This window comes from Prevotella sp. P4-98 (genome assembly GCF_002251405.1).
Lineage (GTDB): Bacteria > Bacteroidota > Bacteroidia > Bacteroidales > Bacteroidaceae > Prevotella.
Window position 1 is genome coordinate 25,132 of sequence record NZ_NPJC01000064.1, and the last position, 24,463, is coordinate 49,594.

22 protein-coding genes and 1 pseudogene are annotated in these 24,463 nt (G+C 48.1%); 11 read left to right on the top strand and 12 right to left on the bottom strand.

Features of this window, described 5'->3' with window-relative positions; all coding sequences use genetic code 11:
- Positions 1-340: 340 nt before the first annotated feature.
- The 3 genes and pseudogenes from CIK96_RS10845 to CIK96_RS10855 form a co-directional block, all read right to left on the bottom strand.
- Positions 341-1,663 (bottom strand): alpha-L-fucosidase, encoded by a 1,323-nt coding sequence (locus CIK96_RS10845; protein WP_094440601.1) that lies wholly within the window; start codon positions 1,661-1,663, stop codon positions 341-343.
- A gap of 144 nt (positions 1,664-1,807) precedes the next feature.
- Positions 1,808-1,933: pseudogene (locus tag CIK96_RS10850) on the bottom strand (ATP-binding protein); the annotation flags it as partial.
- A gap of 14 nt (positions 1,934-1,947) precedes the next feature.
- Positions 1,948-2,268 (bottom strand): hypothetical protein, encoded by a 321-nt coding sequence (locus tag CIK96_RS10855; RefSeq protein WP_094440580.1) that lies wholly within the window; start codon positions 2,266-2,268, stop codon positions 1,948-1,950.
- A 178-nt stretch (positions 2,269-2,446) separates the two neighbouring features.
- Here CIK96_RS10855 and CIK96_RS10860 point away from each other — a divergent pair, with 178 nt between their 5' ends.
- The 4 genes from CIK96_RS10860 (at position 2,447) to CIK96_RS10875 (ending at position 4,996) form a co-directional block, all read left to right on the top strand.
- Positions 2,447-2,701 (top strand): Fur family transcriptional regulator, encoded by a 255-nt coding sequence (locus tag CIK96_RS10860; protein ID WP_254046851.1) that lies wholly within the window; start codon positions 2,447-2,449, stop codon positions 2,699-2,701.
- 290 nt (positions 2,702-2,991) lie between these two features.
- Positions 2,992-3,288, top strand: coding sequence for a hypothetical protein (locus tag CIK96_RS10865; RefSeq protein ID WP_144007519.1), 297 nt, complete (start codon positions 2,992-2,994; stop codon positions 3,286-3,288).
- 120 nt (positions 3,289-3,408) lie between these two features.
- Positions 3,409-4,224, top strand: coding sequence for a carcinine hydrolase/isopenicillin-N N-acyltransferase family protein (locus CIK96_RS10870; protein WP_094440582.1), 816 nt, complete (start codon positions 3,409-3,411; stop codon positions 4,222-4,224).
- 7 nt (positions 4,225-4,231) lie between these two features.
- Complete coding sequence (locus CIK96_RS10875; RefSeq protein WP_144007520.1) at positions 4,232-4,996, top strand: hypothetical protein; 765 nt, start codon at positions 4,232-4,234, stop codon at positions 4,994-4,996.
- 61 nt (positions 4,997-5,057) lie between these two features.
- On the opposite strand, the gene CIK96_RS10880 is transcribed toward CIK96_RS10875, so the two are convergent.
- The gene (locus CIK96_RS10880; RefSeq protein ID WP_094440584.1) at positions 5,058-5,378 is read right to left on the bottom strand and encodes a hypothetical protein; all 321 of its coding nucleotides are present in this window, start codon (positions 5,376-5,378) and stop codon (positions 5,058-5,060) included.
- A gap of 184 nt (positions 5,379-5,562) precedes the next feature.
- On the opposite strand from CIK96_RS10880, the gene CIK96_RS10885 reads away from it, so the two are divergent.
- Together CIK96_RS10885 and CIK96_RS10890 are read left to right on the top strand one after the other, a co-directional pair.
- Entirely contained in the window at positions 5,563-5,979 is a 417-nt protein-coding gene (locus CIK96_RS10885; protein WP_094440585.1) for a Fur family transcriptional regulator, read from the top strand.
- 5 nt (positions 5,980-5,984) lie between these two features.
- Positions 5,985-6,551 (top strand): 6-carboxytetrahydropterin synthase, encoded by a 567-nt coding sequence (locus tag CIK96_RS10890; protein ID WP_094380541.1) that lies wholly within the window; start codon positions 5,985-5,987, stop codon positions 6,549-6,551.
- 85 nt (positions 6,552-6,636) lie between these two features.
- On the opposite strand, the gene CIK96_RS13620 is transcribed toward CIK96_RS10890, so the two are convergent.
- Entirely contained in the window at positions 6,637-6,996 is a 360-nt protein-coding gene (locus CIK96_RS13620; RefSeq protein ID WP_094440586.1) for a tyrosine-type recombinase/integrase, read from the bottom strand.
- A 352-nt stretch (positions 6,997-7,348) separates the two neighbouring features.
- Here CIK96_RS13620 and CIK96_RS10900 point away from each other — a divergent pair, with 352 nt between their 5' ends.
- Together CIK96_RS10900 and CIK96_RS10905 are read left to right on the top strand one after the other, a co-directional pair.
- On the top strand, positions 7,349-9,757 hold the full coding sequence (locus CIK96_RS10900) for a TonB-dependent receptor (RefSeq protein ID WP_094440587.1): 2,409 nt from the start codon (positions 7,349-7,351) through the stop codon (positions 9,755-9,757).
- Between the two features lie 39 nt (positions 9,758-9,796).
- Positions 9,797-10,192, top strand: coding sequence for a hypothetical protein (locus CIK96_RS10905; RefSeq protein ID WP_216820899.1), 396 nt, complete (start codon positions 9,797-9,799; stop codon positions 10,190-10,192).
- 116 nt (positions 10,193-10,308) lie between these two features.
- Here CIK96_RS10905 and CIK96_RS13720 read toward each other — a convergent pair whose 3' ends face one another.
- Together CIK96_RS13720 and CIK96_RS10915 are read right to left on the bottom strand one after the other, a co-directional pair.
- Positions 10,309-10,704, bottom strand: a complete 396-nt coding sequence (locus tag CIK96_RS13720; protein WP_094440588.1) for a group II intron maturase-specific domain-containing protein — start codon at positions 10,702-10,704, stop codon at positions 10,309-10,311.
- 6 nt (positions 10,705-10,710) lie between these two features.
- Positions 10,711-12,258, bottom strand: a complete 1,548-nt coding sequence (locus tag CIK96_RS10915) for a YifB family Mg chelatase-like AAA ATPase (RefSeq protein WP_094390959.1) — start codon at positions 12,256-12,258, stop codon at positions 10,711-10,713.
- Between the two features lie 331 nt (positions 12,259-12,589).
- On the opposite strand from CIK96_RS10915, the gene CIK96_RS10920 reads away from it, so the two are divergent.
- Genes CIK96_RS10920 through mutS form a run of 3 tightly spaced genes read left to right on the top strand, consistent with a single transcriptional unit; the run spans position 12,590 to position 16,931 of the window.
- Positions 12,590-13,840, top strand: coding sequence for a peptidase U32 family protein (locus CIK96_RS10920; protein ID WP_094390958.1), 1,251 nt, complete (start codon positions 12,590-12,592; stop codon positions 13,838-13,840).
- 21 nt (positions 13,841-13,861) lie between these two features.
- A complete protein-coding gene (locus tag CIK96_RS10925; protein ID WP_094434989.1) occupies positions 13,862-14,287 on the top strand; it encodes a SufE family protein in 426 nt (141 codons plus the stop codon).
- Between the two features lie 22 nt (positions 14,288-14,309).
- Complete coding sequence (mutS, locus tag CIK96_RS10930; protein ID WP_094440589.1) at positions 14,310-16,931, top strand: DNA mismatch repair protein MutS; 2,622 nt, start codon at positions 14,310-14,312, stop codon at positions 16,929-16,931.
- A gap of 63 nt (positions 16,932-16,994) precedes the next feature.
- On the opposite strand, the gene CIK96_RS10935 is transcribed toward mutS, so the two are convergent.
- The 5 genes from CIK96_RS10935 to CIK96_RS10955 all read right to left on the bottom strand — a co-directional run bounded on the left by CIK96_RS10935 (position 16,995) and on the right by CIK96_RS10955 (position 24,355).
- Positions 16,995-18,800 carry a HAMP domain-containing sensor histidine kinase gene (locus CIK96_RS10935; RefSeq protein ID WP_094440590.1) on the bottom strand — a complete coding sequence of 602 codons (1,806 nt, stop codon included), beginning with the start codon at positions 18,798-18,800 and terminating at the stop codon, positions 16,995-16,997.
- A gap of 5 nt (positions 18,801-18,805) precedes the next feature.
- Entirely contained in the window at positions 18,806-19,624 is an 819-nt protein-coding gene (gene lgt, locus CIK96_RS10940) for a prolipoprotein diacylglyceryl transferase (RefSeq protein WP_094440591.1), read from the bottom strand.
- 75 nt (positions 19,625-19,699) lie between these two features.
- On the bottom strand, positions 19,700-20,800 hold the full coding sequence (gene ychF, locus CIK96_RS10945; protein ID WP_094390954.1) for a redox-regulated ATPase YchF: 1,101 nt from the start codon (positions 20,798-20,800) through the stop codon (positions 19,700-19,702).
- Between the two features lie 690 nt (positions 20,801-21,490).
- On the bottom strand, positions 21,491-22,498 hold the full coding sequence (locus CIK96_RS10950) for a 2-oxoacid:ferredoxin oxidoreductase subunit beta (RefSeq protein ID WP_094390953.1): 1,008 nt from the start codon (positions 22,496-22,498) through the stop codon (positions 21,491-21,493).
- Between the two features lie 6 nt (positions 22,499-22,504).
- The gene (locus CIK96_RS10955) at positions 22,505-24,355 is read right to left on the bottom strand and encodes a 2-oxoacid:acceptor oxidoreductase subunit alpha (RefSeq protein WP_094440592.1); all 1,851 of its coding nucleotides are present in this window, start codon (positions 24,353-24,355) and stop codon (positions 22,505-22,507) included.
- Positions 24,356-24,463: the final 108 nt, after the last annotated feature.

Consider the following 24,463-nt stretch of genomic DNA (forward strand, 5'->3'; position numbering starts at 1 on the left):
TCAAGGTTTGGAAAAACGATGATAAACGATCGTATTTTATAAGGGAAATAGGATCACGCTTTACTTTGTCCTTTCAGGACGTTAGTTAATTGTTTATATTTTGTATCTTCAGGGCGTTTGCACGGGTGGTCGAAGTGTGGTCGAAAACACCGTTGTAAGATTTTCGACCACCCATTTAACCGTATATCTTACAACGTGTTATGACATATCGGTGGTCGAGTGGTCGATTTTTACGACATCGCGTGTGCGTGCGTACACGTGTATGTACGCACGCAAACCTTATATATTAGATTCATTCATCTCAGATGAACTGTCGTTTCTGCTGATAGCAGCAATCCGTTTACTGGATGAATCCTATTTCGATGACCTGATCAACAGCTGTAGGCACAGCATCGAGCGTGAGTATCACACCGCCTTGACACTTCTGCATCTTCACCGCCTTACGACTGACAAAATCTACAGCCTTCTTCATCTGTTTATTGCCAGTGGGCAGATAGAGCACCTTGTCTTGCAGGTTGAGGATATGCACAAACAGTCGGTTGTCCTTCTGTGTGGTCACTCCCCAGTCGTGAGGTGCAACAAATCCACCGCGTGTGCCATAGATAGTTTCGCCATATACCTTCATCCAGTCGCCCATCTCCTTCAGACGTTCCACCGCAACAGCGGGCAGACAACCATCAGGTTGCGGACCGATATTCATGAGCAGATTGGCATTTTTGCCTGCTGCCTTCACCAGATATTGAATGAGTGTATGGGTCGATTTGTAGTTCTGGTCGGTAATCTTGTAGCCCCACATGCCGTTCATTGTCTCGCATGTTTCAAGTGGCAACTGCGAAATAGACTGTCCGGAGAGTCCGGCAGAGTTTTCGCCAGGCAGGTCGCGCTCAAACATTTGGAAGTCTTCGCCGGGGAATGGAGTCACGTGATGGTTGTTGCCGATGAGGCATGCAGGCTGCAAACTGTGGATGAGTGCATACTGTTCGGGCAGTTGCCAGTCAAATGAAGGATTGATGTCTTGATCCCACCAACCGTCAAACCAGATGGCTCCTACCTTGCCATAGTTGGTGAGCAGTTCGGTGAGTTGGTTGTTCATAAACTTATAGTACGACTTCCAATTTTGTTTGTCCTTGGGTCGTCCTGTGCCGTGTCCGGTACGTCCCAGCGGAGCATCCTCACGTTGCCAGTCGATGTGTGAATAGTAGAAGTGGATGTCAATACCCTGTCGGTGACATTCGTCAGCAAGTTCTTTCACGATGTCACGCTTAAATGGTGTAGCCTTCACGACATTATAGTCAGAGTATTTGGTGTCGAACATGGAGAAGCCTTCGTGATGGCGGGTGGTGAAGCAAATATATTTGGCACCTGATGCCTTGATCTGCTCTACCCACTCTTTGGCATTGAAGCGAGAGGGATAGAAGCCGCCTGCGAGTTTGGCATATTCCTTGTAGTTTAAGTCTGCGTTGTGCATGGTCCATTCTCCTGTGGCAAGCATGGCATAGAGTCCCCAGTGGAGGAAGATGCCGAATTTCTCGTCTTGAAAATGTTTGCGTGCCTCAAGGTTCTCCTTGGTAGGTACGTAGTCTGCCGACTGTTGCACTGTCTGTTGTGCCATTGTCGATGTTAATGCCAGCGTCAGCATGACGGTTGTGAATAGTTTTTTCATCATCAAGTTTTTTAGTTGTTATGCTCCACCGTTCTGCTTGGTGAACGGCATATTTCTATTGTGTGATAATTGCTTGGGTTTTCAAATCCCTATAGGCGTGATTTATATCCCTCGCTCAGCCCAGTCACCTCTGTCGAGGTTGCGCTAACCGATGGCTTCAGCGATGTGTTGTTGCTGCACTTGCGCCGATCCTTCAAGGTCGGCAATGGTGCGTGCCACCTTGAGAATTCTGCTATATGCTCGTGCAGAGAGTTTCAATCGCTCCATGCCATTTAGCACTACGCCTACGATGATTTATCAAGGACATAGGTGAATGGCCATTGTTTATGTTCACGATGCAAAGATAACACTTTTTGTTTAATTAGTCGAGCCTTTTTGATTAGAATTGCTCCATTCTGCATAGACTCTATACATTCCCACATGGGCCAGGTGAATTTCTGATAGACAGAATCTAAGGAATGTATTTCGACGAGGTTGAGTCCGATAACATGTTTTTTGAGGTCTGTATTGCGGTATTGCTTCTTTACGACAGCATAGGCGCGTCCCATATCCTCAAAAATGTAGGGCGCAACGTCGGCGAAAGGTTCCGATTCAAGACCATCCATAGTGATAATATAACACTCGGGAACCACATCATTATATGTGAACCCCCACCAGTATGCCACTATCTTCGAACAGATAAATAGGTAATGCGGCTTTATTCTTAAAAAAACATTTTTGTTGGTAAAAATTTGCAAATGCGAAATATTTTCATTAAATTTGTGGCATCAAAATACGAGAAGAATGGAAAGTACGGAGATTATAAAGAACGCAGGCCTAAAAATCACTCCGCAACGTAAAGTGGTTTATGAGGTTATGATGGAATTGCGTCATGCTGCGATTGATGAAATAATCAAGTGTGTGCAATCCAAAGATAATGAGATAACCATCTCAACCATCTATCGCATTCTTGATTCGTTTTGCAAGGCTAATCTGTTGTCACTTGTGTTCCATCCCGAAGAGGGGAAAATCTATTATGATTTAAGTTTCGGGAGTTAGTTGGCACTATAAATTAAGGCACAAAAAAAGCACAGGATTTCTTGCGTATATCGCATAAAATGATAATGCCGAAGGTGCAATGTTTACCATAATGAACGTGATAAAGGGAGTTAAAATGAACGAGCATACACTGTTCGGACGCAAGAGCAGGTGCAACAGCGTGTATCCGCTGCTGTATGTATTCCAGTTTTTGTTTTCTGGGCAAAAGCCAATGATTTACTACTATGTAAATTATCAGTGAATATCGTTTTTTATAACTTTGTCATGTCTATTACCTAAAATTTATAAATATGAGAAAGAACAACGAATTTTTCAGAACAAAGTTCCTTAGACTGTCCACATGTTTTTTAGTGTCAGTAGCCTCTGTGTCAAGCCTCCTTTTGTCCGCTTCGTGCAGCGATGATGACAATGTTCCACCCGATGTGACCAAAAAGAATCCCACTACTTTTATAAAAGATGCAGAAAAAGTGGCCATGTTGCGCTCCATGAAAGATGTGGATGGCAGCGGAAGGTTGTATGAAATCAATTATACGGCCGACTATAAACTTGATGACGTGTTAAAGTCTGGTTTCACAGAAACCAACTAACTCTTCAACTATGTAGCCTATCTACTTTACGACAGCCTCCCCGGCAAAAAGGCACAGGTTTCGTTCGATGCCGGATGCAGTGCCTTTGCAGTACCCGACAGGCAAAGCGGTAATTTCTTGATGGGGCGCAACTACGACTTCTGTCATGCCACAGAAGACGGCAAAGGCTACAAGTCGATAGCGGCTATCATAGTTCACACGGCTCCTGAGGGTGGAAAGAAATCAATCTCCATGGTGGATGGCATGCAATTAGGTTTTGGCCAGGGATTTTATACCGATGGCAAGAGCGACCTCTCCCCGCTGATGGGATTGCCCTACGCTGCCCTTGACGGCATTAACGAAGACGGATTCGCCATTGGTGTCCTGGCGCTGAGAGAGAATCAGACGAAACAGAATGACAAAAACAAGCCGCGCATAGGTACAACGACAGCCATACGTATGCTGCTCGACCGTGCATCCACCGTCAAGGAAGCCCTGGCAATGCTTGCAGGCTATAATATGGACATGCAGGGCAGTGGACGCAGCAACTACCACTATTTCATGGCCGATGCCACAGGAGACTATGCCATCGTGGAATACACTCTTGAAAAGGGCGAAACTATACCTACTGTAATGGAAAAGTTCACCGGCAATGACACCCTGCGCTGCGTCACCAACTTCTATGTCTCACCCACGATGGTGGGTACAAACGATGGATGGGGATCCCTGCATGGCAAGGAACGCTATTGGACGTTAAGAAACTGTCTCGCGCGCAACAACTACTGTCTTGATTCCAAACAAGCCATGTCCCTGCTACAAGACGTCTCACAGCCAGCGGACTTGAAAAATATCACATCACAGACTCAATGGTCGTGCCTCTACAACCTCAGCGAAAAGACACTTCGTCTGGCCATCCTGCGAGAATATGGGAAAATCTACAACTTTAAGGTAGAATAGTCCTGGTATGAAAACAATGTTTGGTAAAATGCTACGACTGAGAAAAGTCAAAACCATACTATGGGCAGCACCGATGTTGATTTGCTCGTTGCTCCTCAACATGGGATGCTCAGATGATGATGATTCATCCATGGGAGGACAAGGGGGACAGGAGATGACAGATACGACGGCCATTTCCCTGACTTATCACCACTTTATTGCTTCTGACGATGTCATTATCCTGGATGCCGACACTACACGGATTTCTGTCAGCAAGGCTTTAGCCGACAAGTTGGGCATCACTCATTTTGCCGGTCGGCCGCTGGCCGTATGGCAGAAGGTGAACTGTCTGCCATATATCAGGCGCGCCACTTCTGAGCGCCTGGAGGACAACCGCTATATCCTGACCGTTGACGAGAGTGCATCACTGGCCGACGTGTTGCCAGAGGATGCGGAATTCAATTTTGATACGAAGTTGCATGTCAACCACCAGGCCACGAAATCACGGACTAGCGCCGGAGGTTCTAATCTCGTAGAGGATATATCCTCACGGTATATGGAAGGCGACACCATTCATCCTGCGGTGATTCTCTATACCGACCAGGGAGGAGCAGGGGAAGACGTGCAGGTGGAGGACGATATCCTTCTGGACGGCAATGCTTTTAATAAAACCGACGGCAATGAGGGCTATGACTCTGGCGCGAATCGTTTTGCACGATTCACCGGGAGCCATCTGCGAGAGTTGTGCGAAAGGCACGGCTTGTATCTCGCAATGGATGTCTATTCGGTCTAAGAAAAGAGGGGCCGCTGATTGTCCCACTTTTTGGCTCGCTCCATGCCATTTAGCACTACGCCTACGATGATTTATCAAGGACATAGGTGAATGGCCATTGTTTATGTTCACAATGCAAAGATAACACTTTTTGTTTAATTAGTCGAGCCTTTTTGATTAGAATTGCTCCATTGTGCATAGACTCTATACATTCCCACATGGGCCAGGTGAATTTCTGATAGACAGAATCTAAGGAATGTATTTCGACGAGGTTGAGTCCGATAACATGTTTTTTGAGGTCTGTATTGCGGTATTGCTTCTTTACGACAGCATAGGCGCGTCCCATATCCTCAAAAATGTAGGGCGCAACGTCGGCGAAAGGTTCCGATTCAAGACCATCCATAGTGATAATATAACACTCGGGAACCACATCATTATATGTGACCCCCCCACCAGTATGCCACTATCTTCGAACAGATAAATAGGTGATGCGGCTTTATTCTTAAAAAAAACAGCATTTTTTTTGGTAAAAAACTTGCAAATGCGAAATATTATCATTAACTTTGTAGCATCAAAATACGAGAAGAATGGAAAGTACGGAGATTATAAAGAACGCAGGCCTAAAAATCACTCCGCAACGTAAAGTGGTTTATGAGGTTATGATGGAATTGCGTCATGCTGCGATTGATGAAATAATCAAGTGTGTGCAATCCAAAGATAATGAGATAACCATCTCAACCATCTATCGCATTCTTGATTCGTTTTGCAAGGCTAATCTGTTGTCACTTGTGTTCCATCCCGAAGTGGGGAAAAGCTATTATGACATTACCGTGACAGAGCATCACCACATATTCGAGGGAGAGAGCATCTTGGATTATATGGATGAAGAGCTTACGGAATTGATACGACAGTATTTGAAAGAAAAGAATTTTGCATCGGTTGACATTAGCCGAATACAGGTGCAGATAACGATAAATAATCCAAAGTTAAACACTAAAAAGTAAAAACTATGAGAAGTATCACGACTTTCGATTTGCAGTATGCACATCGGTTCTATGGCTTCCAAGGCGAAGCCCAGTATCTTCACGGTCACACTGGCACACTGACCATTGAGGTGGAAGATACGGTTGAAGAAGGTGTAAACATGGTGTACCCTTGTAACGAAATCCAAAAGGTGGCATGGAGCCTGTTGAAGAATTTTGACCATGCCTTGGTTCTCCGCGAAGATGACCCTTTGCTTCCTGCCATTCTTGATGTGTATGAAAAGCAAGGCATCAAAAACGGCCATCCGCAAAACAAAATGAAAGGAGAGGCCTTCAAGACAGAATTGGCAACGGCTTACCCCGATGCCCGTCTGGTTGTTACCAAAGAAACCATGACAGTGGAAGGTATGATTAAGATTGTATATGACTTGTTGAAAGACAAACTGAACATCGCTAAGATCACTTTCACAAGCGGTGTGAATGCCGCGTCTGCCGAGTTTACCACAAAGAATAACATCGACCGTTGTCCTCTTTGCGGTGTCGCCCTCAATGCGGATGGAGTATGCCCAAAATGTGGTTATCGGAAAAAATAATCCACGGAAAGCTGCATATAAAATAAAGTAATGATGAAAATATGGGGCTGTGTCGTAATTAAGGTTTACGGCGCAGCCTCTTATTTTACAAGTTAGAAAAATAATTTGAAATTCGGCTAATGGCTTCAACCTTTGTTTCCATAACCACATCGGCATACACCTGTGTTGAATTTATGCTAGTATGTCCGAGCAACTTGCCTACTGTGTACAAGTCACCTCCGGCAGCCAGTGTCAGCACGGCAGATGTGTGACGGCTCGTATGGAAACTGACATTTTTCGTAATCCCTGCATCCGCAGCCATTTTTTTAAGATACCTGTTACATACTCCCAATATAGTCAGTTCAAACACCTTTTGGCTCGGCTTGCATCCGTTTCGCTCAGGTAACCAATGCAAAGCCGATTGGTTTAGAGGGATTATTTTCAAATGGGTCATTAGGAGGCTCATGACAGAGGGACAATGGTCGGTTATCACATATAATGCATTCTACGGCAACAAAGAGAAGAAAGTAGGATAAACTCTTGCACAATTCAACTAATAGTATTAACTTTGTGACGCCAAGACAAGAGAACGCTCGGGATTGTCCGCATGCTCTGGATGGCGCAGCAACCAATGTTCAACCACTTTTCGAATATTAGGGAGTACTATAAAAAATAACAATATCGTACAGCAGAAATGGACTATTGTTTCATTCCATCTTCATATATTTATGTTACTTTGTACAAAAACATCGTTTTTAGATAAAAACAATAAGTAAATACAATATTTTATAATTTCACATACAAAAGAAATAAACGATATGAGAAATTCACAGACACAACGAATTAAGGTGGTAATCAATATAACCCACCTTAAAAAATCAATGCTTGCGGCCTTTGTTGCACTCTTCGTCGCAACTGCGAACGCACAAACCATCAAAGGCGTTGTGACAGACGCTGACAACGGGGAGCCCATCATCGGTGCAACGATCAAGGTGAAGGAGACATCGAAAGCTGTCGTGACAGATATGAACGGCAAATATTCGATAACAGGTCTCACAACAGGCCGTTACACCATTGAAGCTTCGTACATAGGTTACCAGCCAGCCGTCATCCCCGAGATTCTCGTTACGGAGGGCAAGGAGGTGGTCATCAACGTCCCCATAAGCGAGAGCTTGAACGAGCTGGGAGAAGTAGTGGTGAAGCCTCGCATCAGCAAGGAAAGCGCTGTGAACAAGATGGCTCTTGTCGGGGCGAGGATGCTCAGCATGGAAGAGGCAAGCCGATATGCAGGAGGATACAGCGACCCGGCGCGCCTCGTCACAGCCTTTGCCGGTGTGGCTGGCAACAGCAACGACAACGGCGTGTCGGTGCACGGCAATGCGCCGCAGGCCATGCAGTGGCGACTTGAGGGCGTGGAGATCTTCAGCCCGAACCACTTCACCGACGCCTTCAACATGGGCACAGGACTCGTCAGCGCACTCAACTCCAATGTTCTCGACAACTCCGACTTCCACCTCGGAGCCTTCACAGCCGAGTACAGCAATGCCCTCTCAGGCGTGTTTGACATGAGAATGCGCGCAGGCGACAACGACAGCTACCACCATGCGCTCCAGATAGGCACGCTGGGCCTCGAAGGCACATCGGAAGGCCCCATAAGTAAGAAGACAGGATCATCCTACCTCGTCAACTACCGCTACTCCGTCACCACCATCGCCCGTGAGATAGGACTCCTCTCCCTCGACGGCGACCAGGCCGACTTCCAGGACTTCAACTTCAAGCTCAACTTCCCGACAAAGAAGGCTGGCACATTCTCCGTCTTCGGAGTAGGACTGAAGGACAAGTACTGGCTCGAGCTCGAAGACCCCTCAAAGTGGGAGAGCATGTATGACCAGGAGTACACGGTCAGCAATCAGACAATGCTCGCTGGCGGCGTCAACCACAAGGCGTACCTCGGCAAGAACTGGAACATCAACAGCACCATAGCAGCCTCCTACTTCAAGAACGATGGAGACCAGAGCTACTATGACGGACAGCCCAACCAGGCCAACAAGCTCGGCAACTGCCTGCCCTACATAAGGATGCGCCAGAACAACTCGCAGTTTACAGCCACAACGAATGTGCAGAAGCGTTTCAGCCCTAAGTTCCAGTCCAAGATTGGTGCCACATACACAGAGTACTTCTTCGACATCGACCTCAAGATGGCTCCAAAGGTAGGAGCCGCCATGCCTGCACAATCAATCTATACAGCCGACAGCCACACTGGCCTGTTCAACGCCTATATAGCCAACTCGTGGAACATGAGCCGCTGGCTTACCTTCACCTTTGGTCTGAATACCCAGTATTTCCGCCTCAACGACGACGTGTCAGTTGAGCCACGCGCAGCCTTCCAGTGGAATCCGGACGAGAAGAACCAGTTCTCTGTGGGTTACGGCATGCACAGCAAGACAGAGAAGATGGACACATACTTTGTCTATGACCAAAATGAGGGCTTTGTAAACAAGGACCTCAAACTGAGCAAGGCTCACCACATCATCGGTTCGTACATCCACCGATTCAACGACCAGCTCAACCTACGCGTGGAGGCATACTACCAGAGCCTCTTCGACCTTCCCGTGACTGAAGACGGCAGCTACTGCACCATCAACCGCCGCTATTATTACGAGGAGCGCGAGCTCGTGAGCAAAGGCAAGGGACGCAACTATGGCATAGACGTCGCACTGGAGCAATACATGCACAAGGGTTACTACTGGATGGTGGACGGTTCGCTCTACAAGTCAGAGTACAAGGGTGGCGACAATATATGGCGCGACTCACGCTACAACCGTACCTTCATGGTCAAGGTGCTCGGCGGTAAGGAATGGATGCTCGGCAAGAGAAGGCAGAACGTGCTGAGTGTCAACGGCAAAGTCACCCTGCAAGGCGGTCAGAGATACACTCCTGCCGATGTGGCGGCAAGCAAACTGAACTACGAGGCTGGCAGACCAGATGTCGTGTACGACGAGACAAAGGCTTTCTCTGAGCAGTACGACCCTGCATGCATCGTAGACTTCACCATCAGCTACAAGATAACAGGCAAGAAGTGCAACCACACCATAGCCTTCGAAGGTCTCAACCTCTTGCAGAAAAAAGTGCCTTACGAGAACACTTACAACTACAAGAAGAACACTGTGGAGACTTACGACTCAGGCATCTCACTGCCAAACGTGTACTACCGCATCAGCTTCTAATGGTGGGTTCTATTAATTCCCACCGTCAAAAGGCTTTAGGTGGGTTCTATTAATTCGCTTTGTCAGATTTTTGATTTATCTCTGAGTGCAGAGTGTCTCCACTCCACCGGCAATGCTTTCGCAAAAACGTTAACAGACTCCGATGAAGCAAGTGCTACAGACTGCAATCTGTCGAAAAACGGCAATAAGGCTGACGGATTCTATGCATTGGGCATAGCACCGATCGTTGCAAACAAGATTAACGTAAAGGCAAGGTATGATCTGTATAGGAGCAATGGGGAATGGAACGCAGCAAAAACATTCTATGAAGTGGGTGCCGACTACTTGTTCACGAAGAATTTGAAGCTGTCTGTAGAGTATGCGCTCGTCAACGACCGTACGCTCGACAAGCATAATTACAGCTTGGCAAATGCAGAACTTTCCATAAAGTTCTAATGTATGACATGCCCGTCATGCAAATCGAGTAGGAGGAAAACGAAGCAGTTTTCTTCCTACTTTCGTTTTCCGACCTCTCACACCACCGTACGTGCCGTTCGGCATACGGCGGTTCTCTAATTGCTATGCAATTTGGTATAGATGCCAAGAAGTGAGGGATAACATTGCCTAACAAGTCCATCGTTCGTTATGGCACACTTTAGAATAGGGCTCGTCGCTATGCGCCAATACCCCTTGAGGGTATTTGCCCATTGCCATGCCCTCCATCTGCCAATACCACATTTCATGAGGTTCGTGAAACGAGTACGGACTCGTTTCCAACATTTCCAGATATAACACCGTATGCGTCTATGATACCATTCCTCCGTTCTTTGGAGAAATGTTTTCATATCTGCCAGATAGTAATATCCTATCCAACCACGGATGTATTCCGTCAAGCGGTTCTTCAACCACGATAAACCTTTGCCGTTACTGCGCTTGGTAATGGATTTCAGTAAAATTAAAAATTCCATCAATTGTTAAATTCCCCTCTCTGACCAGTCGCTTCTGTCAAGATTGCGGTAGCCCACGGCTTCTGCAATATGGGGAAGTTGTACCTGCTCACTGCCATCAAGGTCGGCAATGGTGCGTGCCACCTTGAGAATCCTGCTATAGGCACGGGCAGAGAGTTTCAATCGCTCCATAGCCATGCGCAACATGTCCATGGATGAGGCATCGGGTTCGGCAAACTGATGCAGCATGCGCTCCGTCATTTGGGCATTGCAGTGGATGCCCTTGTAATCCATAAACCGTTCCTCCTGCATTTTGCGAGCGGCAATGACTCTGGCGCGAATCGTTTCGCTCGATTCACCGGGAGCCATCTGCGAGAGTTGTGCGAAAGGCACGGCTTGTATCTCGCAATGGATGTCGATACGGTCGAGCAACGGACCACTGATCTTGTTCATATACCGTTGTATCTGTCCGGGCGTGCAGGCACAACTGTGAGTGGGGTCGCCATAATAGCCGCAAGGACATGGATTCATGGAGGCTACAAACATAAACGAACAGGGATACTGCACGCTGTATTTCGCACGGCTGATGGTGATACAGCGGTCCTCCAAAGGCTGGCGCATCACCTCCAGCACCGACCGGTTGAACTCAGGCAACTCGTCGCAGAACAGCACACCATTGTGTGCCAAACTGATTTCACCGGGTTGCGGATTCTGTCCGCCACCAACCAATGCCACCTGCGAGATGGTGTGGTGTGGCGCTCTGAATGGTCGTTGCGAGATGAGACTGGTGTCGCGCGATAGTTTACCTGCCACACTATGAATCTGTGTGGTCTCCAAACTTTCGCTGAGCGATAATGGAGGCAGAATACTTGGCAGGCGTTTCGCCATCATCGATTTACCACTTCCCGGAGGACCTATCATGATGAGATTATGTCCACCGGCAGCCGCCACTTCCAGTGCGCGCTTCACACTTTCCTGTCCGCGCACATCAGCGAAGTCGAGTTCAAACTGTGATTGCTGTTCATAAAACTCTTTGCGCGTATCGATAACCGTAGGGGCTATCTCCGATGAACCATTGAAGAAATTGGCGACATCGATGAGGGTTTCCATGCCATACACCTCTATTTGGTTGACCACAGCCGCTTCGCGGATGTTCTGTTTCGGCACGATAAGACCTTTGAAATGTTCGGCGCGTGCCCGAATGGCTATGGGCAGTGCACCGCGTATGGGTTGCAACCTGCCGTCAAGTCCCAACTCACCCACCATCATGTAATCATTCAGCCGACTCCCGTCAACCTTTCCGCTTGCCGCCAGAATACCGATAGCCAATGGCAAGTCATAGCCGCTACCCTCCTTTTTGATATCGGCAGGCGATAGATTGGCGGTGATGTCCATCATCGGCATCTTCAATCCGTTGTTCTGTAGTGCCGCCCTGATTCTGTCATAGCTCTCACGCACAGCAGTATCGGCAAGTCCCGTCAGGTGGAATTGCACTCCGCGAGTCATGCTCACTTCTACTTTTACCGTGGTCACTTCAAGTCCGTTGACGGCGGCACAAAAGGTATTGACTAACATATTTATAGTTCTTTGTAGCGTTATTGATGTACTGAAAAGTACGTTGCCATGCCGGTCATCATCCGGCACAGTCTGATTGTGGTCACAAAGTTAAGCAAAATTATGCAAATCCACAATATTCTTCCCACATAATATTGTTACACAGCAAGAAGTGGTAGGTAAGTACCTTGTCAGTCCTATCCAACTACCCTTCTGCTGAAATAGCAGGATGATATGATATTTCCGTTTCTTTCGTAAGTGTGTTCCGTCAGAATTGAAATCTGATGACCGATTGAGGATAAAAATGACTTTTCATTTTGTTATCCACCTATTTTATTGTAATTTTGCACCCATGAACCAGATAGCTGACTATGAAATCATGGCTCCTGTGGGTAGCCATGACTCGCTGGCTGCGGCACTAAAAGCCGGAGCAGACTCGGTGTATTTCGGCATCGAGAAACTCAATATGCGTGCTCACAGCGCATCGGCATTTACTATCGACGACCTGCGGGAAATCGCTGCAACATGCAATGCACAAGGGGTAAAGACCTATCTCACGGTCAATACCATCATCTATGGTGAGGATATTCCGCTCATGCACGAGATTGTGGATGCTGCCAAAGAGGCTGGCATTTCTGCAGTGATCGCATCGGATGTGGCGGTGATGACCTATTGCAACCGTATCGGGCAAGAGGTACATCTCTCTACCCAACTGAATATTTCGAATATCGAGGCATTGAAATTCTATGCCCAGTTTGCCGATGTAGTGGTATTGGCACGCGAGTTGAACCTCGACCAGGTGGCTGAAATCTATCAGCAGATAGAAGAACAGCACATCTGCGGACCGAGCGGACAACAGATCCGTATCGAGATGTTCTGTCATGGCGCCTTGTGTATGGCTATCAGCGGCAAGTGCTATATGAGTCTTGACAATACCGGACGCTCTGCCAATCGCGGTGAGTGTATGCAGATCTGCCGCCGCTCTTACCTGGTGACCGATCGGGAGACAGGCATCGAACTGGAGATAGACAATAAGTATATCATGAGTCCGAAAGACCTGAAGACCGTGCGCTTCATCGACAGAATGATGAAGAGTGGCGTCCGTGTGTTTAAGATTGAAGGTCGTGCCCGCGGTCCCGAATATGTCAAAACTGTAGTGGAATGTTATAAGGAAGCCATTCAGAGTGTCCTCGACGGAACATTTACCGAGGAGAAGAAGGATGACTGGGACGAACGCCTTGCTACCGTTTTCAACCGCGGTTTCTGGGACGGATACTATCAAGGACAGCGCCTTGGAGAGTGGAACAGCCATTACGGATCGTGTGCCACAGAGCGCAAAGTATATGTGGGCAAGGGCATGAAATACTTCTCGAAACTTGGTGTTGCCGAGTTCTCATGCGAGGCTTGTGAGTTCTCAGTAGGCGACAAGATGCTCATCACCGGTCCTACCACTGGCGCACTCTATGTGACGGTAGAGGAAATCCATGACGATACCCATGCCGTGACAACCGCACAGAAAGGCACTCGCGTATCGTTCAAAGTTCCAGAGAAGGTGCGCCCCAGCGATAAACTCTTTAAGATTATCAAAAACAACGAAGATTAAACACACCTATAATATATATTTATGACCATCAACGAAATTCAAGACGAGATTATCGATGAGTTTTCCGGTTTCGACGACTGGATGGACAAATATCAACTGCTGATCGACTTGGGCAACGAACAAGCACCCCTCGATGAGCGCTATAAGGTGGAAAGCAACCTGATAGACGGTTGTCAAAGCCGTGTGTGGCTACAGGCTGACTATGCTGACGGCATCATTACCTTTACGGCAGAGAGCGATGCACTTATCGTGAAAGGTATTGTGGCATTGCTCATCCGTGTGCTCAGCGGACATACACCGCAGGAAATACTCGATGCAGACCTGTATTTCATAGAGCAGATAGGACTGAAAGAGCATCTGTCACCCACTCGCAGCAACGGTTTGCTGGCTATGGTGAAACAGATGCGTATGTATGCATTGGCATTCCGCACTAAAGAACAAGGATAAACACAATAAAAGACTGACGACGATGGCAAAGAAAGAAAAGGAACTCACACCGATGATGAAACAGTTTTTCGACCTCAAGGCAAAGCACCCTGAGGCACTCTTGCTGTTTCGTTGCGGTGACTTTTATGAGACCTATTGCGACGATGCCATCACTGCCTCGCAGGTGTTGGGCATCACTTTGACTCACCGAAACAACGGTGCAGGCGCCAAAGGCGATGCCATGGCGGGCTTCCCGCATCATGCACTCGATACTTATCTGCCGAAACTCATTCGTGCAGGTATGCGTGTGGCTATCTGCGACCAGTTGGAAGACCCGAAGTTGACCAAAAAACTGGTGAAGCGTGGCATTACCGAACTGGTGACACCGGGTGTTGCCATGCAGGATAATGTGCTGAACTATAAGGAAAACAACTTCCTGGCTGCTGTACATTTCGGTAAAGGACTATGCGGTGTGGCTTTCCTCGATATCTCAACGGGCGAATTCCTTACCGGTGAAGGCACTGCCGACTATGTGGAGAAACTCATGTCCAACTTCCAACCGAAGGAGGTGCTCTATAACCACAACCGCAAAGCTGAATTTGAACGCAACTTCGGTGTGCGGCTTTGTACCTTTGAAATGGAAGACTGGGTGTTTACCGAACAGGCTACACAACAGAAACTGCTGCGCCATTTCCATGTGAAGTCGATGAAAGGCTTCGGTGTTGACCATTTGAAAAGCGGCATGGTGGCTGCCGGTGCCATCCTTCAGTATCTGGAACAGACCCTCCATAACCATATCTCACATATCACATCGCTCAACCGTATTGAGGAAGACCGCTATGTGCGCTTGGATAAGTTTACCGTACGGTCGCTCGAACTGTTGGGCACGATGCAGGAAGACGGTAAGTCATTGCTGTCGGTGATAGACCGCACCGTATCGCCGATGGGCGGTCGCCAGTTGCGTAGATGGGTCGTCTTTCCGTTGAAAGATCCTAAGCGCATCAACGAACGCCTTGATGTGGTGGATTATTTCTTCCGTCAACCGGAGTTCAGACTGTGTGTGGATGATCAGTTGCAGCGCATCGGCGACTTGGAGCGCATTGCCTCCAAAGTGGCTACAGGAAAGGTTTCACCTCGCGAAGTGGTGCAGTTGAAAACTGCTTTGCAAGCCATATCTCCCATCAAAGAGACCTGTCTGTCTGCCGACAATGACGCTATTGTGCGGGTAGGGCGCCAACTGCAGTTGTGTGAAGAACTGCGCGATAGAATAGAACGCGAAGTGAACAACGATCCGCCACAACTGGTGCAACGCGGTGGGGTGATACGTTCTGGCGTCAATACTGAACTCGATGACTTGCGCAATATTGCTTATTCGGGTAAGGACTACCTGATGAAGATACAGGAGCGCGAAACAGAATTGACGGGAATTGCTTCGTTGAAAATCGGCTATAACAATGTGTTTGGCTATTATCTGGAGGTGCGCAACACCTATAAAGACAAGGTGCCTGCCGCCTGGATTCGCAAGCAAACGCTGGCGCAAGCCGAACGTTACATCACCCAGGAACTGAAGGAATACGAAGAGAAAATACTCGGTGCGGAGGATAAAATCCTTTCACTCGAACAACGGCTCTTTGCCGAACTGGTCACAGCCTTGCAGGATATCATCCCACAACTGCAGACCAATGCACAGGTAGTGGCCTATCTCGACTGCCTGTTGTCGGCAGCCAAGGTGGCTGAGGAAAACCATTATGTGCGACCGGTCATCGATGAAACCGATGTGATCGACATCCGTCAGGGTCGTCACCCCGTGATAGAACAGCAACTCCCGATAGGCGAACATTTCGTGCCCAACGATATTCACTTGGACCGCGAACGTCAACAGATTATGATTATCACCGGTCCAAATATGGCAGGTAAGTCGGCTTTGCTCCGCCAGACCGCCCTTATCGTGCTCATGGCACAGATGGGAAGCTTTGTACCGGCAGACAGTGCACATATAGGATTGGTGGATAAGATATTCACCCGTGTCGGTGCCAGCGATAATCTGTCGCTCGGCGAATCTACCTTTATGGTGGAAATGACCGAGGCGTCTAATATATTGAATAATGTTACACCACGGTCACTGGTGCTCTTTGACGAGCTGGGACGTGGAACGAGTACTTACGACGGTATCTCAATAGCATGGGCTATTGTGGAATATCTGCATGAAAACCAGCGCGCACAGGCTCGCACGCTCTTTGCCACCCATTATCATGAGTTGAACGAGATGGAGAAAAACTTCAAACGCATCTGCAACTATAATGTGAGTGTGAAGGAGAAGGATGGCAAAGTGATATTCCTGCGCAAACTGATGAAGGGCGGTTCGGAACATTCATTCGGTATCCATGTGGCAGAAATAGCCGGTATGCCGAAGTCCATTGTGAAGCGTGCCAACGTGATTCTTCAACAACTGGAGGCAGACAATGCGCAAGTGGGCACGGCAGGTAAGCCTACTGCGGCTATTGCCGATAGCAGGGAAGGCATGCAGTTGTCGTTTTTCCAACTCGACGACCCTGTGCTTTGTCAGATTCGCGATGAGATATTAGGGTTGGACATCAACAACCTTACCCCCGTTGAGGCACTCAACAAACTGAACGAAATCCGTAGAATCGTTTCTGGGAAATAAACGATTCCGTATCTGAAAATCAGAAAAGTCTTTGTTTGAAAACATAGCCGTGGCGTTTCATCCTTACAGCATGGGCAGTGTAAGGATGAAGCGTGCACCGCCAACGTAGTCTTTGTCAACCACAATAGTACCACCAAGCAGTTCGCTGACTTTGCGGCAAATGGGGAGTCCGAGACCGAATCCCTGTTTGAACAGATCTACTTTGTAGAATCTGTCGAACACCTTTTCTTGATGAGCCAACGGTATGCCGATACCTGTATCGGTAACGGTAAACTGTAAGGTCTTCGACGCTTTGTCGGCATGGAAACCGAGTGTTACCGATCCACTCTTCGTAAATTTGATGGCATTGTCCATCAGTTGTGAGAGCACACGACACAGTGCAATCTTATTGGTCTTGATGGTGAAGTCGTCTGGCTCGGTGTTCTCGGCAATCAGTTGCAGTCGTCCCTTGTTCTTTTCTTCAGCATCTCCGATGATGGTTTTTAAGAAACTTCCAACGTTTACCATATCCTCACAAACAAACTTTTTATTGCTGCTGTATTGTGCAATATCGAGCAATTCGTTGAATATGGTGGTGATCATGTTGCTATTCTCATTGATGCTGTTCACCATCTCCGTATGTTCTTCGGGCGATATTTCGTATTCTGGATTGCCGATGAGTTGCGCATATCCTGTAATGATATTGAGTGGTGTGCGTATCTCATGGCTGACATGTTCGATAAATGCTGTCTTCATACGGTCCGACTCCGTGGCTTGCTCCAGTGCCACACTGAGTTCACTGTTCTTTTGCTCGATGGTTTTCTGATAGCGGCGGCGCATCAGATGGTGGTAGATGATGGATATGAGTGCCAGAGTGAGCATGACGCAGATGGTAAAGAGCGATGCTGTCAACATCTTGCGGTTCTTGTCTGCCATGTGTTTGGTACGGTTATAGATCGACATCTGCGTATCTATTTCGCTCATACTGTCGAAGAGCATGTCGGTATCCAGCGAGTCGCGACGCATTTTAATCTTGCGAAATTCATCAAGGGCAAGGTCATAGCGATCCATCATCTTGTAGATTTGGATGCGCAATCCCGGTTTGTCGATTGCTTCAATCTCGTTGTTGTCGGCATTGATCAACTGCAGTGCTGATTGATAGTCGCCTGAGAAAGCCAGATCCATGGCTTTCATGAGTGCCACACCGTTGTTGTCAAATTCGGGATGTTTTCTTTGAATACTGAAGAAATCCCGATAGATTTTATCAAAGCTCCATCTGTCTTTATGATAGAAGTATAGTTTTCCTTTTAGCATGAGATAGGCTTTGTGGTATTCTGGTTTATGGCTGGCACGGGTGAGATCGCCCAGTTTCTCTATCCACTGGTCTGCTTCTTTAGGCGAACCAACGAGTTTTAGTTCTGCCATCTGCGAATAGATGTCCATGCGCGACGGTGAATCCGTTGGTGCGCATTTCTCATTGGCTTTCTTATAGTAGTATTCTGCCAGTCGGTAGTTGCCTCTCAGGTGATAAATGCTGCCGAGCGTGTAGTCGATGAGTTGTACATAGGAGTCTTTGTTTTTCTCCTGTTCGATGTCTTTCAGAATGGTGTTCACCTTCTGCAAGGCTCTGTAGGTCTTGCCCAGATTGGCATCGAAAATCACTTCCTGACTGCGAATGGTATAATATAGCTCCTTATCATTGTGGTCCAGCAGATAGTCTTTCATCTGCTTTGCCGCTTTGTAATACTCCTGCTCGTCTTTGCCTTTTTGGTAGAGGTCAAAGTAGTGGAGTGTCATTTTTACATAGGCAGTATCTTGCGAATGGTGTGACGCTTGTGTAGTGATACTTCCACACAGTGACAGGATGATGAGAAGGAGCAGGTTTCGCATAGTGGCTATTCCTTTTTAGGTTTTCTGAACATGCAGCAGATGCCGATGATAATGAAGGGGATGGACAGGATTTGTCCCATGTCGAGCGGTAGCGAAGTCTCGAAAGCCTCTTGCACTTCTTTCGTGTATTCTATGAAGAAACGGAAAGTGAAAATGTATGTCAGACAGAATCCAAAGAACCAACCGGTTCCGATGCGGTTTGTCATGCGCTTATGGAGTGGCCACATGATGGCAAAGAGAATGGCGTAGGCAATCGCTTCATAGAGTTGTCCAGGGTGGCGTGGTGCTGAATCGACGCGCTCAAAGATGAATGCCCAGGGCACATCGGTAACCTTTCCGATGATTTCGGAGTTCATCAAGTTGCCGAGTCGGATAAAGCAGGCGGTCACACCCGTAGCTATTGCGATATTGTCGAGTACGGTCCAGATGCTGAGTTTGGTGCGCTTCACATAGAGCCAGAGGGCTATCATCAGTCCGAGGGTACCTCCGTGGGAGGCGAGACCTTCGTAGCCCGTGAACTTCCATCCGCCATCTGCCATGAAATGGATGGGCAGCAACATCTCTACGAATCCCTTTCCGCTGGTGAGGAAATAGTCGGGTTGATAGAAGATGCAGTGGCCGAGACGTGCTCCGACAAGTATTCCCACGAAGCAGTAAAAGAATAGCGGATCAAAATACTCGTCTTTGATGTGCTGTTCGCGATAGAGGCGGCGCACGGTGAAATAGGCCAGCGCCAGTCCGAGAAGCCAGCATAGGGAATACCAGCGGAATGGTCCGAATGAGATGCTGGGGTTCCAGACAATGAAGTTGATAAGGTTAAGCATGTCTCGTAGATGAATTTAAGTAATCAATGAGTGAGTGTCCGTTGCGCCACCTTTCATGGAAAGGGGCGCCATGGCTTATACGTTGAAGCGGAAGTGCATGATGTCACCATCCTGCACGATGTACTCCTTGCCTTCAATGCCCATTTTTCCGGCTTCGCGTACAGCGGCTTCCGATCCATACTGGATATAGTCGTCGTATTTGATGACCTCTGCACGGATGAATCCTTTCTCAAAGTCAGTATGGATAACTCCGGCACATTGTGGTGCTTTCCATCCTTTGTGGTAGGTCCATGCCTTGACTTCCATTTCTCCGGCGGTGATGAATGTTTCGAGGTTCAACAGGGAGTAGGCTTTCTTGATGAGTCGGTTCACACCGCTCTCTTCCAGTCCGAGTTCTTCCAAGAACATCTGTTTGTCCTCGTATGATTCCAGTTCGGCAATGTCTTCCTCGGTCTTGGCGGCTATCACCATGGCTTCGGCACCTTCCTCCTGTGCCAGTGCTTCAACACGTCGGGTGTAGTCGTTGCCCTCTTTGGCATCCGATTCGCTGACGTTGCACACATAGAGCACGGGCTTTGCAGTCAGCAGGAAGAGGTTGCGCGCGCAGTCTTGTTCGTCTTTGCTCTCAAACTCTACGATGCGTGCGTTCTTTCCTTGGTCGAGCACTTCCTTATAGGCTTTTAGCACAGCCACCTCTATTTTTGCATCTTTATTGCCTGCAGCGGCAGCCTTTTCGGTTTTTGCCAAACGGCTCTCGATGGTCTCCAGGTCTTTCAACTGCAGTTCGGTGTCGATGATTTCTTTGTCGCGGATGGGGTCGATGGTGCCATCTACGTGGGTGATGTTATCATCTTCAAAGCAGCGGAGCACGTGGATGATGGCATCAGTCTCGCGGATGTTGCCCAGAAATTTATTACCAAGTCCTTCTCCCTTGGATGCTCCTTTTACCAGTCCTGCAATATCCACTATTTCACAAGTAGCGGGTACAATGCGTCCTGGGTGTACTATCTCAGCAAGTTTGGTGAGTCGCTCGTCGGGTACTGTGATTACTCCGACGTTGGGTTCTATCGTGCAGAATGGAAAATTGGCAGCCTGAGCTTTTGCACTTGACAGGCAGTTGAAAAGAGTGGACTTACCCACATTTGGAAGTCCCACTATACCACATTTTAAAGACATAGTTCTTCGTTTATTTCTATTTTAGTGCAAATTTATCAATAAATCGGCTAATTGCCAAACAAAAAACGGAATAATTATCAATTTTGCACAAATAGTATAACAGATGGCGCAATTATGGTGCTCATATGTCGGTGTGAATTCAAGTTAACAGGGGAATTATTGGAAAATGCTGGTTAAAAAATGTCAAGATAAAGCGTTTTGGTAATACTTTTTCTGCATGAAGAGGTTGTGCTGTCAAGCAAGGAATAGGGCATGACGTGTTTTTGTCCTATACATTGCTGCTGTGTGGTGGCATCATTACCTGCCCATGTCACTTATGTTTGATGGCAATTCAAATTGATTTGCTGAGCAATTCAAATTGATTTGCTGAGCAATTCAAATTGATTTGCTGAGCAATTCAAATTGATTTGCTGAGGAATGTGCCTTTTGTAGTGTTGCAAAGTGGTGGTGGTTAGCAGATTATGTGGCTTTTGGAAGATGACTTGGAAACGGTTGTTTTATGCCTTGTTGTGTTATGTGGGGGCAGAAAATTGTGGAGAGACGATGAAAACCGATGCACCATAGGAGGACACGGGAAATGCCGTGCTTACGGTAGTTAGTGGGAGGATGCAGTCCAACAACAAGGGCTGCAACAGGCACGAATGCTGTTGCAGCCCCATATCGTTGATGGTTATAGGGTGTCAGTGCGTTTTATTTCACTTCCCAGATGTCGTTGGTTTCGAGCAGTTCGGCAAAGTTGTGATACTTCTTCTGCTTCGATACCTCGTCGAGCTGTACGTGTACCGACTCGTCGTAAGTAGGTGCGTCAACGTCGCGGATAACACCGAGGGCGATGGGGAAGCCGTTTTCGTTGGACATCATAGCCAACTTCAACTGCAGGGTGTTGTCCTCACAATGGGCATCGTGTACCAATACATCATCGAGAGTATAGCCGTTTTCGCCGATTTTCACGACCTTGAGGCCGAAACCTTCCTGCACCAGACCAAATTCGTTGTTCTCACCGAACACGAGTTTCTCGCCGTGGCGCACATAGATAGCGTTCTTCTTGCGGCCTTCCTTGGTATATACCGACTCGTGGCAACCGTCGTTGAAGATAACGCAGTTTTGCAGAATCTCGCAAACGGCAGCACCCTTGTGCTGGTAAGCAGCCTTCAGGATGTCCTGAGTCTCGGCAGCATCAGTGGCAACGCTACGGGCAAAGAAGTGACCGCGAGCACCGAAACAGAGTTCAGCGGGGCGGAATGGATCCTCTACCGTGCCATAGGGGCTCGACTTAGAAACGAAGCCACGGGGTGAGGTGGGCGAGTACTGACCTTTTGTCAAACCGTAGATGCGGTTGTTGAGCAGAATCATGTTGAGGTCGATGTTACGACGCATGGCATGAATGAAGTGGTTACCGCCGATGGCAAGACCGTCACCGTCGCCACTGACCTGCCAGATGCAGAGGTCTGGGTTAGCCACTTTCGCACCAGTAGCAATAGCTGCAGCACGACCGTGGATGGTCTGCATGGCATAGGTGTTTACGTAATAGGGCAGACGGCTGGAGCAACCGATACCCGATATGACTGCCATGTTGTGGGGTGCAACACCCACTTCTGCCATGGCTTTATGGAGCGACGCCAGGAAGAAATGGTCGCCGCAACCCGGACACCAACGTGGCTGTCCCTTCTTATAGTCTTGGAATGTATATTCACTCATAACGCTTTACTTCTTTAAAATGTCCTCAAATGCCTTTACCAACTCTGCCACTACAAATGGCTGTCCCTTTACCTGATTGAACTGGTAGGGCACTAAGCCATCTACATTGGCACGCAGCCAAGTAGCCAACTGGCCGAGGTTCTGCTCGGCAATGACCACTTTCTTATATTTCGAGAGTACCTCTGCCGTGTTCTTAGGCAGTGGGTTGACATATTTGAACTGGGCTTGTGCCACTTTGTAGCCTTTGGCTTGCAGTTCCTGCATCGCACTTACAAGGTGACCGTAAGTAGATCCGAAACCTACGATGAGCAGGTCGGCATCGTCTTTGTCGCCCAGTACCTGCAAGTCGGGAACGGGGATTTTAGCCACCTTCTCGGCACGCAGACGACACATGTGGTCATGGTTTTCAGGATCTGTAGAGATGGCACCGGTATTACCGTCCTTCTCCAGTCCGCCAAGGATATGGGTGTAGCCCTCCTGTCCGGGGATTGCCCAGTAGCGAACCTTTGTTTCTTCGTCGCGGAAGTATGGGGTATAGTGGCCCTTCATCTCAGGAGTTACGTAGTGAGGCTTAATGGCTTGGAGCCCCTCCATGGTTGGCAACTTCCAAGCAGCAGATCCGTTGGCGATGAAAGCATCGGTGAGCAGGATGACGGGAGTCAGATGTTCGAGCGCTATCTTTGCTGCCTCGTAGGCGGCGTCAAAGCAGTCTGTGGGGCTCAGTGCGGCAATAACGGGCATTGGACTCTCACCGTTTCTGCCGAAGAGAGCTTGCAGCAAGTCGGTTTGCTCGCTCTTGGTGGGCAGACCTGTTGAAGGACCGCCACGCTGTACATCGACGATAACCAGTGGCAACTCGTCGATCACTGCCAAGTTCATCGCTTCGCTCTTCAGACATACACCAGGTCCGGAGGTGCTGGTAGCAGCCAATGCTCCGGCAAACGAAGCACCGATGGCTGAAGCGCATCCGCTGATTTCGTCTTCACACTGTACGGTGATGACACCGCATGACTTGTGTTTCGACAGTTCGTGAAGAATATCTGTGGCTGGAGTGATAGGGTAGCTGCCTAAGAAGAGATGCAGACCTGCCTTTTCGGCAGCAGCAATAAGACCGTAGGCAGTAGCCTTGTTACCCGTGATATCCATATAGCGTCCGGGCACCTTGGTCTTCGATTCGATGCGATAGGTAGCCGGTACGGATGAATGGGTATTGTGACCGTAGTCGTAACCAGCCTGCACCACCTTGATATTGTTCTCGGCAATGGCAGGTTTCTTGGCGAATTTCTCACGCAAGAAATTGGCAACGAGGTTCAAGTCGCGGTTGAAGAGCCAGCAAACCAAACCCAGCGCAAACATGTTGCGACACTTCAGAATGGCTTTGTTGTCCATGCCACTTTCTGCCAGACACGCTTTCACCATAGTGGTGAGCGGGCACTGGATGACACGATCGGGATCTACATGGAGTTCGCCGAGATAGTCGGGAGTGGCAAACTGTGCTTTCTCCAAGTCCTTCGGACCGAATGAATCGGTGTCGATGATGATGGTGGCTTGGGGCTTGGCATACTTCAGCTGTGTCTTCAGCGCTGCAGCGTTCATGGCTACAAGCACGTCACACTGATCACCAGGGGTATAGACCTTGCCAGCACCGATGTGAACCTGGAATCCGCTGACACCGGTCAGCGAGCCTTGTGGGGCACGGATATCTGCCGGATAATCTGGGAAAGTGGAAATACCATTACCTACGGTGGCGCTCACCGTAGAAAAGATGTTTCCGGCCAACTGCATACCGTCACCGGAATCACCCGAGAAGCGTACGACTACCTGGTCGAGCTCCTTGATTTCTAATTCTTCAGCCATAAAAATAAAAATCTAAATTGCTAAATGTGTTTGCAAAGGTACGATTAAAAGCGGAATAACAAAAAGAAAAGCATATATATTTTGTTTTTTGCGCGTTTTGCAGTAATT

Bases quoted from the DNA above. Each gene is read 5' to 3' on its own strand.
- CIK96_RS10845 (WP_094440601.1), bottom strand. From the start codon at position 1,663: ATGAAAAAACTATTCACAACCGTCATGCTGACGCTGGCATTAACATCG.
- CIK96_RS10855 (WP_094440580.1), bottom strand. From the start codon at position 2,268: ATGGATGGTCTTGAATCGGAACCTTTCGCCGACGTTGCGCCCTACATT.
- CIK96_RS10860 (WP_254046851.1), top strand. From the start codon at position 2,447: ATGGAAAGTACGGAGATTATAAAGAACGCAGGCCTAAAAATCACTCCG.
- CIK96_RS10865 (WP_144007519.1), top strand. From the start codon at position 2,992: ATGAGAAAGAACAACGAATTTTTCAGAACAAAGTTCCTTAGACTGTCC.
- CIK96_RS10870 (WP_094440582.1), top strand. From the start codon at position 3,409: ATGGGGCGCAACTACGACTTCTGTCATGCCACAGAAGACGGCAAAGGC.
- CIK96_RS10875 (WP_144007520.1), top strand. From the start codon at position 4,232: ATGAAAACAATGTTTGGTAAAATGCTACGACTGAGAAAAGTCAAAACC.
- CIK96_RS10880 (WP_094440584.1), bottom strand. From the start codon at position 5,378: ATGGATGGTCTTGAATCGGAACCTTTCGCCGACGTTGCGCCCTACATT.
- CIK96_RS10885 (WP_094440585.1), top strand. From the start codon at position 5,563: ATGGAAAGTACGGAGATTATAAAGAACGCAGGCCTAAAAATCACTCCG.
- CIK96_RS10890 (WP_094380541.1), top strand. From the start codon at position 5,985: ATGAGAAGTATCACGACTTTCGATTTGCAGTATGCACATCGGTTCTAT.
- CIK96_RS13620 (WP_094440586.1), bottom strand. From the start codon at position 6,996: ATGAGCCTCCTAATGACCCATTTGAAAATAATCCCTCTAAACCAATCG.
- CIK96_RS10900 (WP_094440587.1), top strand. From the start codon at position 7,349: ATGAGAAATTCACAGACACAACGAATTAAGGTGGTAATCAATATAACC.
- CIK96_RS13720 (WP_094440588.1), bottom strand. From the start codon at position 10,704: ATGGAATTTTTAATTTTACTGAAATCCATTACCAAGCGCAGTAACGGC.
- CIK96_RS10915 (WP_094390959.1), bottom strand. From the start codon at position 12,258: ATGTTAGTCAATACCTTTTGTGCCGCCGTCAACGGACTTGAAGTGACC.
- CIK96_RS10920 (WP_094390958.1), top strand. From the start codon at position 12,590: ATGAACCAGATAGCTGACTATGAAATCATGGCTCCTGTGGGTAGCCAT.
- CIK96_RS10925 (WP_094434989.1), top strand. From the start codon at position 13,862: ATGACCATCAACGAAATTCAAGACGAGATTATCGATGAGTTTTCCGGT.
- mutS (WP_094440589.1), top strand. From the start codon at position 14,310: ATGGCAAAGAAAGAAAAGGAACTCACACCGATGATGAAACAGTTTTTC.
- CIK96_RS10935 (WP_094440590.1), bottom strand. From the start codon at position 18,800: ATGCGAAACCTGCTCCTTCTCATCATCCTGTCACTGTGTGGAAGTATC.
- lgt (WP_094440591.1), bottom strand. From the start codon at position 19,624: ATGCTTAACCTTATCAACTTCATTGTCTGGAACCCCAGCATCTCATTC.
- ychF (WP_094390954.1), bottom strand. From the start codon at position 20,800: ATGTCTTTAAAATGTGGTATAGTGGGACTTCCAAATGTGGGTAAGTCC.
- CIK96_RS10950 (WP_094390953.1), bottom strand. From the start codon at position 22,498: ATGAGTGAATATACATTCCAAGACTATAAGAAGGGACAGCCACGTTGG.
- CIK96_RS10955 (WP_094440592.1), bottom strand. From the start codon at position 24,355: ATGGCTGAAGAATTAGAAATCAAGGAGCTCGACCAGGTAGTCGTACGC.